This window comes from Kushneria konosiri, assembly GCF_002155145.1.
In the GTDB taxonomy this organism is placed as follows: domain Bacteria; phylum Pseudomonadota; class Gammaproteobacteria; order Pseudomonadales; family Halomonadaceae; genus Kushneria; species Kushneria konosiri.
Window position 1 is genome coordinate 2871415 of the sequence record NZ_CP021323.1, and the last position, 14203, is coordinate 2885617.

Below are 14203 nucleotides of genomic sequence, written 5' to 3' on the forward strand. Positions count from 1 at the left end.
GCCGACCCACTCATCCCGGCCATACGGATATTCATGACACAAACCACCCGACTCAGCGAGCTGATGACGTCGCTGGACGACGAGCATGAGGGAAGCGATGTCAGTATCAATGACATTCTAAAGACCTTTGAATCCCGCGGGTTTGGACCGCTGCTGGTCATTCCATCGCTTCTGGCGCTGGTCTGCCCGGTGCCGGGCATTCCGACCGCCTGCGGCCTGTTCATGGCACTGATCGCCATTCAACAGGTGTTCGGACGTGCTCATCCCTGGCTGCCAGGGCGGCTGCGAAAGGTCTCCATCGAGGGCGACCGATTTCATCGTCTGGTGGTTCGTGTCAAACCCTGGGCCGAGCGCTTTGAGTCTCTTTTCAAGCCTCGTCTGACATTCATGGATACCAATGCTGCTCGGCGTGTGGTGGCAGTACTGATCACGCTGTTGAGTCTTTCGATGGCGCCGCTGGAGCTTTTGCCCTTTGCCGCTGCGCTACCGGCCGGCATGTTGTTGTTGATTGCGCTGGGCATGATCGCGCGTGATGGTCTGATCATGCTGATCGGTCTGGTCGTGGCCGTCGCTGGAATCCTGTCGTTTCTGCTTTTTATTTAATCAAAGGGGGCCCGACACCCGGGCCCCGATTGGGCAGATTTATCCTTTAGCGCTGAAGGGCGCCGTTGTAGCGCGCCTTGCGTTCATGCTCGGTCATCATGTGAACGCCCTGAGTGGTGCCTCTGGCAAGCCCTTCGAAGATGGCGCGGTAGGTCAGCACGGCCTGAACGTACTCGCGCGTTTCTCGAAACGGAATCTCTTCAATAAAAAGATCAAAAGGCTCGTCGCTGTCGGCCAGCCAGCGGTCCACCCGACCCGGCCCCGCATTGTAGGCTGCCGCCGCTGCCACACGATTACCGCTGTAGCGTGCGGCCATGTCGCGAATATAGGCGCTGCCCAGCATGACATTGGTTTCCGGGTCTTCAAGGCTGGTCACGCCCTGCCATGGCACGCCCAGCTGTTGACTCACATGCTGTCCCGTACCTGGCATGATCTGCATCAGCCCACGCGCGCCGACCGGTGACTGTGCCTGAGGGTTAAAGGAACTCTCGCGGCGCGCCAACGCCATCAGAAGCCACGGGTCGACGTTGCGTTGGTGTCCCCATTTCTGGAACAGGTCGACATAACCCTGCGGGAAGCGCCAGTCGAGTGCGTCCCAGTGGTCGCCGCGAATGGCAGCATAGATGGTCAGGTCATACCATCCCTGGCCAAGCGCATACTGTGTAAGGGTTGGGCGCTGCGCTTTGGGGAGATGGCGCATCAGGTAATACCATTCGGCGCGTGCCAGCCCTGGCTCTCCAATGCGGTACAGCGCGGCAATGCGGCGCATCGAGGGCAGGTTGGCCGCATCCTTCATGTCCTTCTCGGCGATCGTGATCCGCTCGTTTTCAAGCGCATAGGGCTGGTTGATGCGATCCGCAGCGGCAAAGCCGAAAAAACTGCGCTGGCCGGCCGCGATCTGCCACGCCTGGTGGGCGCCATCGGTGTTGCCGAGCTGCTCTCGTGCACGACCCAGCCAGTATTGCCAGTGAGCATCACGACGCTCGTCTGGCTTCATGCGTTCGATCCACGCAGCCACTTCGCCCCACTGACGGTGCTCGAGTGCCTTTCGGGTTCTTAATTCAATAAGGTCCTGATCTCCCAGTTGTGCCGTGGCAGCATCGGCCCACCCGGCGTTGGCATTGATATCGCGAACCAGCGAGTAAAAAGCCAGGTCGTGCTCGATATCGTGACGCTGCTCATCGGTCAGCGGGGCGCGGGATTTGATCTCACGCCAGGCCGCAAGGGCCTGAGCGGTATCCTGCCGGATAAGGCGTGCCATGGCCGCACTGTAAAGCGAAGGCGCGCCGGGGCTGTCCTGACCGATCAGTCCGGGTAGTTCGGTAATGCGTCCAGGATCATTTTGAAGACGCTGGAACGCGCTGCGCTGGGGCTGCCAGCTTTCAGGCAGTTCATCGGGAAGGTAGCGCGCCATCGCATCTTCCCCGGCACGCCAGGACAGCATCAGACGTGACCAGATATCGGCACCATCAATGGCGCCATTGGCGCGAAGGCGCTCGAACAAGGGATCACAGGCCGTTGGCTGTGAATGATCGACCAGCCACAGCTGACGCCCACCGATCGCTGCTCGCTGGGGCTCCCGGTCCAGAAGTGCCCGGTAGTACCAGCACTGGCGCGTGGTGCCCTGTGGAACGTCATCACTGACGGCAAGAAAATTATCGAACTGCTGACGGGCACCCCATGTGTCCTGGGCCACACCGCGCATCCATTCCGACAGTACCGAATGCCGATAGCGCTGCAGATAGTCATTGATGACGGCTGGAGACACTCCCGGCAGGCGCGACTTGAGCTCGTGATATTCGACATAGCCTTCCAGTACGTGTCCCTGAATGGCGTCATGGTCGATCCGGCTCCACTGTTGAGCCCGAGCAGCCTCAAAGGCCTGTTGAAAGCTCTCGTCGCTTGCCATCGCCGGTGCGGCAATGCCCGCGGTCAGCAGGATGCCCATCCAATGTTTGAATAATTTATGCTTAACCCTCACCCGAAAACTCCTGTCAGCCATCGATATGAACCTGCACGGGACAGGCATACTGCTTCCCGGGGGCCTAGACTAATGCAGGTGGCTGAATTTAACGATCCTGTCGAAGATGATCTTCAGTGTTCGCTACGTTGAATGAACCCTGTCAGCCAACGACCTTTTTGAACGACATTCTTTATGCGGAGTATCCATCCATGGCAAAAGGTCGACTCAACCCCATCGGTCTGATTCGTGGTCGTGGTCGCGTCTACTGGCGCATCATCAAGGCATTGCGGACCTTCTTTCCCATGCTGAACGACTGGCGAAAGGGGCGTTATCGGCCGCTGCCCAAAAAGGCAGTGGGGCTGATGGCTCTGGCCATTATCTATGTGGTCAGCCCCATCGATCTGATCCCGGATTTCTTTCTATTCTGGGGCGTGCTTGATGATCTTGTGATTGGCGGCTGGCTTCTGGCCAAGCTTGATGAGGAGCTTGACGATTATCGACGCTGGCGCGAAAGCGCCGACAGGCCCGTCGCGTAGCGTCCGGCGCTCAAGGGGCGTGATCACGCGTCCACGAATGTGACATCGTTTCTCTTGAAAAATCGGTAACTTCCCCCATAACGGGTAACACACAGCACGGCACGGCCTGCTCAGGTAGCAGGTCGCGCCGTGTGTTTCACCCTGTTGATTATTGTCAGAAGAGAAATGTTGCCATGACGAGTGCGCAAGAGCAGACGCTCGGTTTTCAGACCGAAGTCAAACAACTTCTTCACCTGATGATCAATTCCCTGTATTCCAACCGGGAAATTTTCCTGCGTGAGCTGATTTCCAACAGTGCCGACGCCTGCGACAAGCTGCGCTATCGTGCCCTGGAAAGTGATGCCCTGTATGAGGGTGATCCCGAGCTTCGCGTTGAGATCGAGTTTGATCATGATGCCAAAACCGTCACCATTCGTGACAACGGCATCGGCATGAACCGCGAAGACGTGATTGCCAATCTCGGCACGATCGCGCGTTCCGGAACGGCCGAATTTCTCAAGCAGATGTCCGGCGAGCAGCAAAAGGACGCTCGACTGATCGGCCAGTTCGGCGTTGGCTTCTACTCGGGCTTTATCGTGGCCGACGAAGTCGTCGTTCGCACGCGCCTGGCCGGCACGCCGCAGGATCAGGGCGTGGAGTGGCGCTCGAAGGGCGAGGGTGAGTTCACCATCGTTGATATCGAGCGCGCCGCCCACGGCACCGAGATCGTGTTGCATCTCAAGGAAGATGCGCTTGAGTTTGCCGACGAGCATCGCCTCAAGGGGCTGGTTCGCAAGTATTCCGATCATATCGAAGTGCCGGTACGCATGCCGACCGTTCAGGAAGGCGAGGACGATAACGATGTTACTGTGACCTGGGAGACGGTCAACGAGGCTCAGGCCCTATGGGTTCGTCCGCGTACCGACGTCAGTGACGACGAGTACAAGGCGTTCTACAAGCATGTGGCCCATGATTTCAGCGACCCGCTGACATGGAGCCATAACAAGGTCGAGGGCAAGCTCGAGTACACCAGCCTGCTCTACGTTCCGTCTCGCGCCCCGTTCGATCTGTATCAGCGTGAAGGGGCCCGTGGGCTCAAGCTGTACGTTCAGCGTGTTTTCATCATTGATGATGCCGAGCAGTTCCTGCCGCTGTATCTGCGCTTTGTGAAGGGCGTGGTCGACTCCAATGACCTGTCGCTCAACGTTTCGCGCGAAATCCTGCAGCAGGACCCGCAGGTCGAAAAAATGAAAGGCGCGCTGACCAAGCGTGCGCTCGATATGCTGAGCAAGCTTTCAAAGGACAGCGACGCCTATCAGAACTTCTGGAACCAGTTTGGCGGCGTGCTCAAGGAAGGCCCGGCAGAAGACCACAGCAATCGTGAAAAGATTGGTGGCCTGCTGCGCTTTGCCAGCACTCACACTGACACCTCGGCCCAGAATCAGTCGCTGGCGGACTATGTGTCTCGCATGAAAGAAGGCCAGCAGGGCATCTACTACATCATTGCCGACAGCTTTAATGCCGCGCGGCACAGCCCTCATCTGGAGATCTTCCGCAAGAAGGGCATCGAGGTGCTGCTGCTGTCCGATCGCATCGATGAGTGGCTGATGACCCATTTCACCGAGTTTGATGGCAAGTCGCTGGTCGACATTACCCGGGGGGATCTGGATCTGGGGGATATCGACAGCGAAGAGGAAAAGCAGGCTCAGCAGGAAAGTGCAAAAGCCAAGGAAGGACTGGCCGAGCGTTTCCGCGAGGCGCTGGGAGACCAGGTTCAGGAAGTACGGGTCACGCACCGTCTGACCGAGTCACCGGCCTGCGTGGTACTGCCCGAAAACGAAATGGGCTATCAGATGCGTCGTCTGATGGAGGCCGCCGGCCAGCCTGTGCCCGAGGTCAAGCCGATTCTCGAGTTCAATCCCGATCATGCGCTGGTCGCACGACTGGAGGGCAGTGAAGGAGAGGCCTTTACGGATCTGGCGCACGTGCTTTTTGATCAGGCCGTGATTGCTGAAGGCGGCCAGCTGGATGATCCGGCTGCCTATGTGCGTCGCCTGAATGCCATGTTGACCCATTAATCAGTTCCAGGACGAAGGGATGACGGTCGCATGACCGTCATCCCTCTTTCCAACGACTCCCTCTGAAAATATTCATTCTGCATAATGACGCAAGATGGCGTATTTTAGGCTCATGTCGCCGCTTATGGCGACATGGTGGGTAAACCATGTTAGTCTGCCGTCTTGTCCTGATACCGAGTCCTGTCAAATGACACGAACGCATCGCCCTTTAACGACGTTGACGCTCGTGCTTGCACTCTCAGTTTTCAGCGTGTTTACACCCTCTCACGCCGATGCCAGCAAGCCCAGTTTCCAGATGCCGGACCTGCGAGAGCACCCGGCCGGCAGTGATCGCAAGATTGCCTTTTTCAACCTGATGATTCCGCTCATCGAGAAAGCCAACGATGAGATCCAGAACGATCGCGTATGGCTGACACATATGCGTGATCAAAAACGCTGGACAACCGATTCGCGCCAGCGCCTTGCCTCCCTTTGCAGCGATTATGGTATGAGCTGCAAAAACGAAAAGGATGTCGACTGGTCCACCCTGCTGGCCCGGGTCGATACCGTGCCCATCCAGCTGGTGCTGATTCAGGCCGTAGAAGAATCCGGCTGGGGCACATCAAGATTTGCTCGCGAGGGCAATAACCTCTTTGGCATGCGTTGCTTTGGCAATAACTGTGGTCTTGAGCAGATCGGTACCGGCAGTGGCTACCAGAGTTTTGCGACAGTGTATGACGGTATTGAAGCCTACATGCGCAATCTCAATACGCATAATGCTTATGAGCACCTGCGCACACGCCGTGCTGCCTTGCGCGACAAGGGTAAAAACGTCAATGCGCTGGCGCTGATTCCCTCGTTGCAAAACTACTCCATTCGCGGTGATGCCTATCTGGCAGCGCTTCAGTCGCTTTTGAATACCAATGCGCCGCTGATCGAAGAAATGCGCGTGCAGGACAGTGACGATCCTGCCTAGACGCTGCTCACCGTATCGCCACATATGAAAAAGTCGCCCCTCGAGGCGACTTTTTCATGCGTGTGATGGCCCTTATACCTGTCGCGTTGGCCAGATCACGGTGACGATCAGCCCCTTGGGCTGGCGGTTATTGATGACCAGAGAGGCCTTCTGGCGCTGAGTCAGCTGTTTGACGATTGACAACCCTAGGCCACTGCCCGTCATGCGCTGGTTGGCTCGATGAAAGCGTTCGGTGATCTTTTCAAGTGATTCGTCAGGTACGCCGGGGCCGTCATCGATGACTTGGATCATTGGCTGACCGTCTGCCCGATCCAGATGCAGCGTCACGGTACCGCCATTAGGGGTATAGCGCAGGGCATTATCCAGAAGATTTCGCAGCAGTACACCCAGCTCGGTCGGGTCGGCACGCACTTCAAGTCGGGATAGCCCGCTCATCTCCAGTTGCTGTTGCCGACGGCCGGCCAGAGGCCACATTTCGCCTGCCAGCTCTGAAGCGATAGGGTACAGATCCACCAGGTCAAGCTGGCGCTGCGGTGTGCGCTCGACACGTGCCAGCGTCAACAATTGATCAACCACGCGCTGCAGGCGCTCGATGCCCTGGCGCGCCTTGTCCAGTGACATTTGATGATCCTGTTGGCTGGCGCGGGCATTGTCCAGGTGTATCTTGAGTGCCGCCAGTGGGGTGCGAAGCTCATGTGCGGCATCGGCGGTAAACCGTCTTTCGCGATCCAGTGCCATTCGCAGTCTTTCAATGAAGGCGTTGAGCGAATCGCGAAGCCCTGTCAATTCCCGGGGCGGCTCCTGATCGATGGGCGTGAGGTCCTGATGATAGCGCCTTGACACCTCGTCAGAGAGGTCGTTGATGGGTCGCAGGCCGCGTCGAATGACCCACCACAGCGCCAGGCCCAGAGGGGGCAGGATCAACAGAAACGGAAGGCTGTTGCCCAGCAGGATCTTGTTGATCAACTCCTGCTGAAAACCATCTCGCAGCCCGGTAGATACCCAGACGCCATGTTCCTGATCGTAGAGGCTGAAAACGCGCCATTTCTCGTTATCGTAACTGATCCACCGGTAGCCGGTCTTTTGTGGTGGGGGGAAGGGCCCCTTGTCATTCCATTCGGCACTGAGCATGCGTGGTGTGCGATCGCTGTTCCAGAAACCCAGCGATAGCATGCGCTCCTCCGGGCGAAAGCGACGTGGCGCACTCATGGATGGCGTCTCCATGACGAGCCCGGCGTTCGGACTGCCTTCAATGCTGTAAAAGCGTGCGGCATGACCCGGCTGAGTCAGACGATCTGCCAGTGCCTGATAGTCCTGCGAGTCCATGTTGATATCGATCATGCCCGTCACGATTCGCCCGAACTGGGAGAGCTGCGCGTCAAACATCTCCTCGAGTTCGTGTTTGGTGATCAGCCATGCGGCCAGGCCCGATAAAAGGGCACACAGCAGTACCAGCCCCATGACTGCTCGCATGAGGTAGCGGCGAATCGAGATCATTCGATGGTATCGTCCAGACGGTAGCCAATGCCACGCAGAGTCACGATCAGATGGCTGTCGAGCTTTTTGCGCAGATGATGAATGTGTACTTCGAGCGCGTTGGATTCGATCTCGTCACTACAGCCGTACAGCAGCTTCTCCAGGTGAGGGCGAGTAAACACCTGTCCCGGATGCTGGGCCAGTTCATGTAGCAGGGTATATTCGCGCCGGCTGAGCTTGACCAGCCGATCCTGCCAGCTGACTTCATGGCGGGCATGGTCGATATGCAGGGGGCCAATGCGGATATTCTGCTGTGTTCGTCCGCCTGCCCGGCGGCTGATGGCGCGTAGTCTGGCGTGGAGTTCATCGACATCGAAGGGCTTTAAAACGTAGTCATCGGCGCCGGCATCAAGCCCCTGAATGCGATCTTCCAGGCTGTCACGTGCGGTCAGTATCAAAACCGGAATCTCATGGGCAGCACGAATGCGGCGCAGCACTTCCATGCCATCCATGCCGGGCAGTCCCAGATCAAGAATGACCGCTTCTACCTGGCCCTTTTCGACGTGTTCAAGCACGCGCTCGCCTTCGGTCAGCCATGTGACCTGATGACCCTCACGACGCAGCGCAGTCTCTACGCCATCGCCCAGCAATAGATCATCTTCGACAAATAATATCTTCATATGCTCGGGTTCCTGTTCCTTGCGAAACATGGACAGCTCGGCGCCCTGAAGCTGCCATGATGAATAATGGCCCAATGCTCTCATGATCCTCGGCCGCTGTATCGGCGCATATCGATTCCAATCCCGGGCCCTTGGGGGTCGCTGGGTGCCTGCGCAGGTGCCCCGGCGTGCTGTCCTGCGAATGGCCCTGTGCCGTGACGTTTTGACATTCTACCCGTGCGAGCCTGGCATGCGTTACCTGCACGGCCCGTCAAGCGTTACACTGAACCCTGCCCATCGTCGATCAACAAGGATTATCCATGGCAGTCGAGCATCAGCCTCAGGTCACTACAGACGATATTCGTGTGCCGCCGGTGGCCGTGCTGGGGGGAGGAAGCTTTGGCACGGCACTGGCCAGTATCGCTTCCAGTGGCGGGGCCAGGGTACGACAGTGGATGCGTGATTCAGCGCTGGTTGATCATGTCAACACGCATCGCATTAACCATCGCTATCTGCCCGAATTCAGGATTCACCCCGACGTTGTCGCCTCCACGGATCTTGCCTGGGTGCTTGATCAGGCGCGTCTGGTATTGATCGCGATCCCCTCGGGTGGCTTTCGGCAGGTCGTGCGTCAGGCAGCCCCGTTTTTTGCAGCCGATGCCATTCTGGTCAGCACGACCAAGGGGATCGAGACCGATAGCTTTCTTCTCATGAGCCAGATTCTTGAGCAGGAAACCGGTAGTGCCCATATCGGCGTACTCTCCGGGCCCAACCTTGCCGCCGAGATCGCCCAGGGGCACCTGAGTGCCAGCGTGATCGCCAGCAATGATGAACAGACCCGGTCGCGGGTGCAGGCGGCGCTTTCCTGCGATCATTTTCGTGTTTATGCCAGTAACGACCGCTATGGTGTAGAGATGGGCGGCGCGCTCAAGAACATCTATGCCATTGCCGTCGGGATGGCCGCGGCGCTAGGCATGGGGGAAAACACGCGTAGCATGCTGATTACCCGGGCGCTTGCTGAAATGAGCCGCTTTGCGGTGGCGCAGGGGGCCAGCCCCATGACCTTCCTGGGACTGGCAGGCGTTGGTGATCTGATTGTCACCTGCTCTTCAAACCTTTCTCGCAATTACCGAGTCGGTTATGCGATGGGGGAGGGACGCACGCTGGAGGAAGCCACCGAGGCACTGGGTCAGGTGGCTGAAGGGGTCAATACGGTGTCACTGGTGGTCAAACGAGCCAGCGAGGAAAACATTTACATGCCGCTGGCCACCGGGCTTTATCGGGTCATGTTTGAAGGCGTTGCGCCACGTGACATGGCCACGGCGCTCATGCGCAGTGAGCAAAGCAGTGACGTTGAATTCACGCTGCCGCGAGAGGATACGCGGCGTGCACAGCAGCAAACCGCAGCCAGGGATATCCCATCATGAAAATCTATATCATGCGCCATGGTGAAGCCGCCTCCGGAACGCCTGACGCCCACCGTCCACTGGACTTGACCGGTCAGCAGGAAGTTGCCCGCATTGCCGACTGGTTTATGTCGATGCTGGGAGAAGACAGGCATCAGTTGAAGGTGGTGGCAAGCCCCTATGACCGTGCTCAGCAAAGTGCCCGCATTATCGGTCAGGCGCTGAATGTGCATGACATCATGACCCTGCCCATCATGACGCCGGATGCGCCGCCGGAAACCCTGATCGACTGGCTTACTCACAATGTTGACCCGCGTGAGGACGATGCACCCTGGCTGTTTGTCAGCCACATGCCGCTGGTGGCCGAGCTGGTCGGTCAGCTGGTGGATGGCAGCCCCAACGCCCGGCTGCCCATGGGTACGGCGGATGTGGTCGAGCTCGAGGCAGAGGTCTGGGCGGCAGGATGTGCAACACTGGTACGCCATGTGACGCCTGCAACCGTAACCCTCGACTAGCGGTGTTTCTCACCTTGCAGGCGTCATACGGTGTGGTGGGTGTTCAGCCTGCCACACCGGTTATCTGCAAAATGAAAATGCCCAGTGTCACGGTCACGCTGCTGACAAGGGTCGTGATGGCAACCGTGTTGGCCGCAAGTCTTGCATTGCCGCCCATGGCTCTGGCCATGACAAAGCTGGCCGCCGCTGAAGGGCTGCCCAGAAACAGAAAGAGCAGCACCAGTTCCCGACCTTCAAATCCTGCCAGCCAGGCCACGAACACGGCCCCGGCCGGCATTGTGATCATCTTGATCACGCTGGCACCCAGCGCCACTCGACTGGCCTCTCGTATTGCCGCCACCGACATGCTCCCGCCGATGCTGATCAGCGCCAGCGGTAGCGTCATGTTGGCGAAATACTCTCCTGAAGTATGCAACCAGCCTGGCAGGGCAAGGCCACTGGCCGCAAAGGACAATCCTGCAACCACTGAAAGTATCAGAGGATTTTTTAAAATCTTGAGCGTGATGCTGCGCCAGCTGGTTTTGGCGTTGGGCTGATACCAGGCAAGCACGATCACGGCCAGAACGTTATAAAGCGGAATAATGGTGGCCACCAGCACACTGCCGGCAGAGAGGCCAAAGGTGCCGTACATGCTGCTGGCCAGTGCCAGCCCGATAATGCCGCCATTACCGCGAAAGGCGGCCTGGACATAAACGCCACGATCCTCGAAAGGCACACGTTGAGTAGCCCACCACCAGATGAGCAAAAAGCTGATCACGGTGGCCAGCGACAGATAGATCATCAGACCTGGTATCAGCGCCTGAGACATGTCTGCATCCACCAGCGATAAAAAGAGCAGCGTGGGCATGGCGCCACGAAACACCAGCGCCGAACTGGTGTTGATGAAAGCGGTATCGATCCATTTGAGGCGCTTGAGTGCAACGCCCAGAAGGACCATGGCAAAGACAGGAAAGGTCACGCTGAGTGTTTCAGCGAAAAGGGCTGACGGATTCATGCAGGGCTACCGTATGGCAACAGTTGCCATGGCCTTGTCTGTCATGAATCGTCCCGACTGGTGCGTTCATGGCAGGTCAATGTGAAGGATGTTGCTTCGAAGAAGTGATGTCGCAATGATCTAGAGCGTTACAAATCCGACGACCAGTCCGGCCAGTACGACAATGAAAAAGAGACGGTTTCGCAGACGACGCGAGGACAGAGACATTCATGGCTCCGGGGTAGAGGGAGTGAAGGCCGCAGTATTATACGCGTCAGAGCCTCCGGCGGCGAGTCGCTCGGCCTGTAAAACCGGACCATGTGGGACTGCCGGCACAGGTAGTACTGATGAACCGATTGTGAGGCCGGGGGAGTGCATCGTGAGGACGGTCGTCGTATTGTTGCCGGTTTGATGATCATGGAGCGAGCAGGATGAGCGCAAGACCGCGAGAGTGCCATTTGGCCGATAATCGTCTGGCCGGGCTGGTATGGGAGCGGGAGGGGCTGTCGAAAGGGGCGCCGACCTGGCTTGCCCTGCATGGCTGGCTGGACAACGCTGCGACCTTTACCCGACTGGCGCCACTGCTGGTGGAAAGGCTCGATATTCGCATCGTGGCCATCGATTTTGCCGGTCATGGCAAATCGCAGTGGCAGGGTAGAGGCACCGATTACGCCCTGTGGGACTATCTCCACGACGTGCTGGATGCCCTTGATGATCTGGGTATCGAGCGGGCCACACTGTTGGCTCACTCGCTGGGCGCCTGCGTGTCCTGTCTACTGGCCGCGGCTCTGCCCGAGCGTATTGAACGGTTGTGGCTGATCGATGGCATCGGTGCGCTGACAACTCCGGCCGATCAGTCGACCCGCCAGTTGCGTAATGGGGTACTGGGCGTGCGTCGACCACTGTCTCCGCCACCGTCCTATTCGAGTCTCGAGGCGGCGCTCAACGCACGCGTAGCCGGCGCCATCACACCGCTGGATCACGATACGGCCGAACCGCTGATGGCGCGCAGCCTGGTGCAGGATGAAGCGCGCATGCGCTATCGCACCGACCCGCGTCTGCTGCGCCCGTCACAGGTCAAGCTGACGCCCGAGCAGTCGCGCGACATGCTGCTGGCCATTCGTGCGCCGGTTGATCTGATCAAGGCAGACAACGGTATCGTCGGGGATCATCTCGACCGGGAAGGCGTACGCCATGAAATGACCACTCTGACCACTCATCAAATACCAGGCGGGCATCACCTTCACCTCGAACCGCAAAGTGTGGCCGGTGTGGCTGAGATGATTCTCCGGGCCTATGGCGTAGCGTAGTCTTCCCGGGTACGGCGCAGCAGCACATAAACGGCGCCGGTACCGCCATCGCGGTCCTGCGCCGAGCAAAAGGCAAGCACTTCAGGCAGTTCGCGCAGCCAGGCGTTGACATGACTTTTGATGACCGGGTAGCGCGCCGCGCCCGACCATGCCTTGCCATGAACGATCAGCACGCAGCGCGCGCGGTTGGCGCGGGCTTCATGCAAAAAGGCTTCAAGCTCGGCTCTGGCCCGCTCCAGATCGTAGCCATGGAGGTCCAGGCCCGCCTGCCAGGCGATGGCGCCGCGCTTGAGCTGAGACAGGGTGCGATGCGGCAGATCGCTCAGGGCAAACATCAGGGCTTCCGAGGGGCGCACCGGATCGACGCGACCATCGGACGTACGTGAAGAGGTGGCCGTGGTGGTATTGCCATTGCTGGCGGCGGCCTCGCGACGATGGCGAAGTTCGCTGCGTCGTGGCATGCGACCCGTGTCGGCGCGGTCATGATGGACCGGGCGGATGTCGCTGTCCTGCATGGCCTCGCGAAAGGCAGCCCGGTCGTCATCGTCAGTCTGGCGGTTACCGGTCATGCCCTTGTCTCCGCTAAATGGTAGTGACCGTCACGCTGACGGTGGCTCTGGGGGATCTGAATCCTGTTGACGATTATAGGGAATCGAGTAGCGATGTGCAGGCCTGCGCCGATGCACCGTCACGGGATAACGGGTACACTTTCGATCTTTTCATTTTATCAACCTTCGACAAGGCCGCCGCATTCATGAGCGACGTTTCTGCCCGCATGCCTGTACCCGCCGCCGCGCCACTCTCTCTGGATGATGACACCCTGATCGATGAGCTGATCACCGTGCGCGACTATCTGCGTCTGGCGGTGAGTGTCTTCAATGCCCATGATCTTTATTACGGACATGGTACAGACAGCGCCTGGGACGAGGCCGTGGCACTGGTGCTGGGCGCACTGCGTCTGCCCCATGATGTCGACCCGGCCATTATCGATGCTCGGGTGCTGCGCATCGAGCGCTCGCGTATCGTCGCGCTCTTGCGTGCGCGCGCCGTTGAGCGTCGTCCGCTGCCGTATCTGCTCGGAGAGTCCTTCTACGCCGGGTTTGCATTCAATGTTGACGAGCGTGTTCTGATTCCGCGCTCACCCATCGCCGAGTTGATCGAGTCGGGCTTTGAGCTGTGGTTTGAAACGCGGGACCCTGCGCATATGCTCGATCTTTGTACCGGTTCTGGCTGTATCGGTATTGCCTCGGCGCTGATGATGCCCACCACCCATGTCATGCTCGCCGATATCAGTCGTGATGCCATTGAAGTGGCGCGGGCCAATATTACCCGTCACGATGTGGGAGAGCGCGTGAAAGCCGTGGCCGGGGATCTTTTCGAACCGGTGGCCGGCCAGCGCTTCGATCTGATCGTCAGCAACCCGCCCTATGTGGACGCCAGCGATCTGGGCGGCATGCCGGCCGAGTTCGGCCATGAGCCGACACTGGCGCTGGGCGCTGGTCATGACGGGCTCGACCTGGTGCGTCGCATGCTCCGCGAGGCGCGTGAGTATCTGACCGATGACGGCGTGCTGATCGTGGAGGTAGGGAACTCCGAGCGTCACGTGATCGAGACCTGGCCGGAAGTTCCCTTTTTATGGCTCGAGTTCGCCCGAGGCGGCCATGGCGTGTTTGCACTGACCGCCGCTCAGCTCGATGAGTGGGCAACGGTGCTGTCGCGCTGAGCGGCGTGGCTGGCAGGCGCTGATTTG

General features: G+C 58.8%; 13 protein-coding genes. 8 read left to right on the top strand and 5 right to left on the bottom strand.

Translation table 11 applies throughout. The annotated features are described in order from the left end of the window. Positions 1 to 33 precede the first annotated feature (33 nt). Positions 34 to 603: an exopolysaccharide biosynthesis protein gene (locus B9G99_RS13250; RefSeq protein ID WP_086622579.1), complete on the top strand. Its 570-nt coding sequence runs from the start codon at positions 34 to 36 to the stop codon at positions 601 to 603. Positions 604 to 649: 46 nt separating this feature from the next. Here the strand turns inward: B9G99_RS13250 and B9G99_RS13255 are convergent, their stop codons facing one another. Continuing rightward, on the bottom strand, positions 650 to 2551 hold the full coding sequence (locus tag B9G99_RS13255; RefSeq protein ID WP_086622580.1) for a transglycosylase SLT domain-containing protein: 1902 nt from the start codon (positions 2549 to 2551) through the stop codon (positions 650 to 652). A 224-nt stretch (positions 2552 to 2775) separates the two neighbouring features. On the opposite strand from B9G99_RS13255, the gene B9G99_RS13260 reads away from it, so the two are divergent. From B9G99_RS13260 to B9G99_RS13270, 3 genes are all read left to right on the top strand, one after another. Further along, positions 2776 to 3102 (top strand): YkvA family protein, encoded by a 327-nt coding sequence (locus B9G99_RS13260; RefSeq protein ID WP_086623482.1) that lies wholly within the window; start codon positions 2776 to 2778, stop codon positions 3100 to 3102. Positions 3103 to 3275: 173 nt separating this feature from the next. After that, positions 3276 to 5159 (top strand): molecular chaperone HtpG, encoded by a 1884-nt coding sequence (gene htpG / locus B9G99_RS13265; protein WP_086622581.1) that lies wholly within the window; start codon positions 3276 to 3278, stop codon positions 5157 to 5159. A 226-nt stretch (positions 5160 to 5385) separates the two neighbouring features. After that, positions 5386 to 6114: a protein bax gene (locus tag B9G99_RS13270; protein WP_227875821.1), complete on the top strand. Its 729-nt coding sequence runs from the start codon at positions 5386 to 5388 to the stop codon at positions 6112 to 6114. Between the two features lie 72 nt (positions 6115 to 6186). Here the strand turns inward: B9G99_RS13270 and B9G99_RS13275 are convergent, their stop codons facing one another. Both B9G99_RS13275 and B9G99_RS13280 read right to left on the bottom strand, forming a co-directional pair. Beyond that, positions 6187 to 7611, bottom strand: coding sequence for an ATP-binding protein (locus tag B9G99_RS13275; protein ID WP_086622583.1), 1425 nt, complete (start codon positions 7609 to 7611; stop codon positions 6187 to 6189). Continuing rightward, positions 7608 to 8270, bottom strand: a complete 663-nt coding sequence (locus tag B9G99_RS13280) for a response regulator transcription factor (RefSeq protein WP_086623483.1) — start codon at positions 8268 to 8270, stop codon at positions 7608 to 7610. Before B9G99_RS13280 ends, B9G99_RS13275 begins: the two co-directional genes overlap by 4 nt. Before the next feature lie 299 nt (positions 8271 to 8569). On the opposite strand from B9G99_RS13280, the gene B9G99_RS13285 reads away from it, so the two are divergent. After that, positions 8570 to 9676, top strand: coding sequence for an NAD(P)H-dependent glycerol-3-phosphate dehydrogenase (locus tag B9G99_RS13285; protein ID WP_086622584.1), 1107 nt, complete (start codon positions 8570 to 8572; stop codon positions 9674 to 9676). After that, positions 9673 to 10170 (top strand): phosphohistidine phosphatase SixA, encoded by a 498-nt coding sequence (sixA, locus tag B9G99_RS13290; RefSeq protein ID WP_086622585.1) that lies wholly within the window; start codon positions 9673 to 9675, stop codon positions 10168 to 10170. The genes B9G99_RS13285 and sixA overlap by 4 nt, the downstream gene beginning before the upstream one ends. 43 nt (positions 10171 to 10213) lie before the next feature. Here sixA and B9G99_RS13295 read toward each other — a convergent pair whose 3' ends face one another. Continuing rightward, positions 10214 to 11164, bottom strand: a complete 951-nt coding sequence (locus tag B9G99_RS13295) for an AEC family transporter (protein ID WP_086622586.1) — start codon at positions 11162 to 11164, stop codon at positions 10214 to 10216. A 410-nt stretch (positions 11165 to 11574) separates the two neighbouring features. Here B9G99_RS13295 and B9G99_RS13300 point away from each other — a divergent pair, with 410 nt between their 5' ends. Then, positions 11575 to 12453 (top strand): alpha/beta hydrolase, encoded by an 879-nt coding sequence (locus B9G99_RS13300; protein WP_086622587.1) that lies wholly within the window; start codon positions 11575 to 11577, stop codon positions 12451 to 12453. Here the strand turns inward: B9G99_RS13300 and B9G99_RS13305 are convergent. Then, complete coding sequence (locus B9G99_RS13305) at positions 12438 to 13022, bottom strand: Smr/MutS family protein (RefSeq protein ID WP_086622588.1); 585 nt, start codon at positions 13020 to 13022, stop codon at positions 12438 to 12440. The two genes, B9G99_RS13300 and B9G99_RS13305, sit on opposite strands and share 16 nt — an antisense overlap. 185 nt (positions 13023 to 13207) lie before the next feature. On the opposite strand from B9G99_RS13305, the gene prmB reads away from it, so the two are divergent. Continuing rightward, positions 13208 to 14176: a 50S ribosomal protein L3 N(5)-glutamine methyltransferase gene (gene prmB / locus B9G99_RS13310; protein ID WP_086623484.1), complete on the top strand. Its 969-nt coding sequence runs from the start codon at positions 13208 to 13210 to the stop codon at positions 14174 to 14176. Positions 14177 to 14203 lie beyond the last annotated feature (27 nt).

Bases quoted from the DNA above. Each gene is read 5' to 3' on its own strand.
- B9G99_RS13250 (WP_086622579.1), top strand. From the start codon at position 34: ATGACACAAACCACCCGACTCAGCGAGCTGATGACGTCGCTGGACGAC.
- B9G99_RS13255 (WP_086622580.1), bottom strand. From the start codon at position 2,551: ATGGGCATCCTGCTGACCGCGGGCATTGCCGCACCGGCGATGGCAAGC.
- B9G99_RS13260 (WP_086623482.1), top strand. From the start codon at position 2,776: ATGGCAAAAGGTCGACTCAACCCCATCGGTCTGATTCGTGGTCGTGGT.
- htpG (WP_086622581.1), top strand. From the start codon at position 3,276: ATGACGAGTGCGCAAGAGCAGACGCTCGGTTTTCAGACCGAAGTCAAA.
- B9G99_RS13275 (WP_086622583.1), bottom strand. From the start codon at position 7,611: ATGATCTCGATTCGCCGCTACCTCATGCGAGCAGTCATGGGGCTGGTA.
- B9G99_RS13280 (WP_086623483.1), bottom strand. From the start codon at position 8,270: ATGAAGATATTATTTGTCGAAGATGATCTATTGCTGGGCGATGGCGTA.
- B9G99_RS13285 (WP_086622584.1), top strand. From the start codon at position 8,570: ATGGCAGTCGAGCATCAGCCTCAGGTCACTACAGACGATATTCGTGTG.
- sixA (WP_086622585.1), top strand. From the start codon at position 9,673: ATGAAAATCTATATCATGCGCCATGGTGAAGCCGCCTCCGGAACGCCT.
- B9G99_RS13295 (WP_086622586.1), bottom strand. From the start codon at position 11,164: ATGAATCCGTCAGCCCTTTTCGCTGAAACACTCAGCGTGACCTTTCCT.
- B9G99_RS13300 (WP_086622587.1), top strand. From the start codon at position 11,575: ATGAGCGCAAGACCGCGAGAGTGCCATTTGGCCGATAATCGTCTGGCC.
- B9G99_RS13305 (WP_086622588.1), bottom strand. From the start codon at position 13,022: ATGACCGGTAACCGCCAGACTGACGATGACGACCGGGCTGCCTTTCGC.
- prmB (WP_086623484.1), top strand. From the start codon at position 13,208: ATGAGCGACGTTTCTGCCCGCATGCCTGTACCCGCCGCCGCGCCACTC.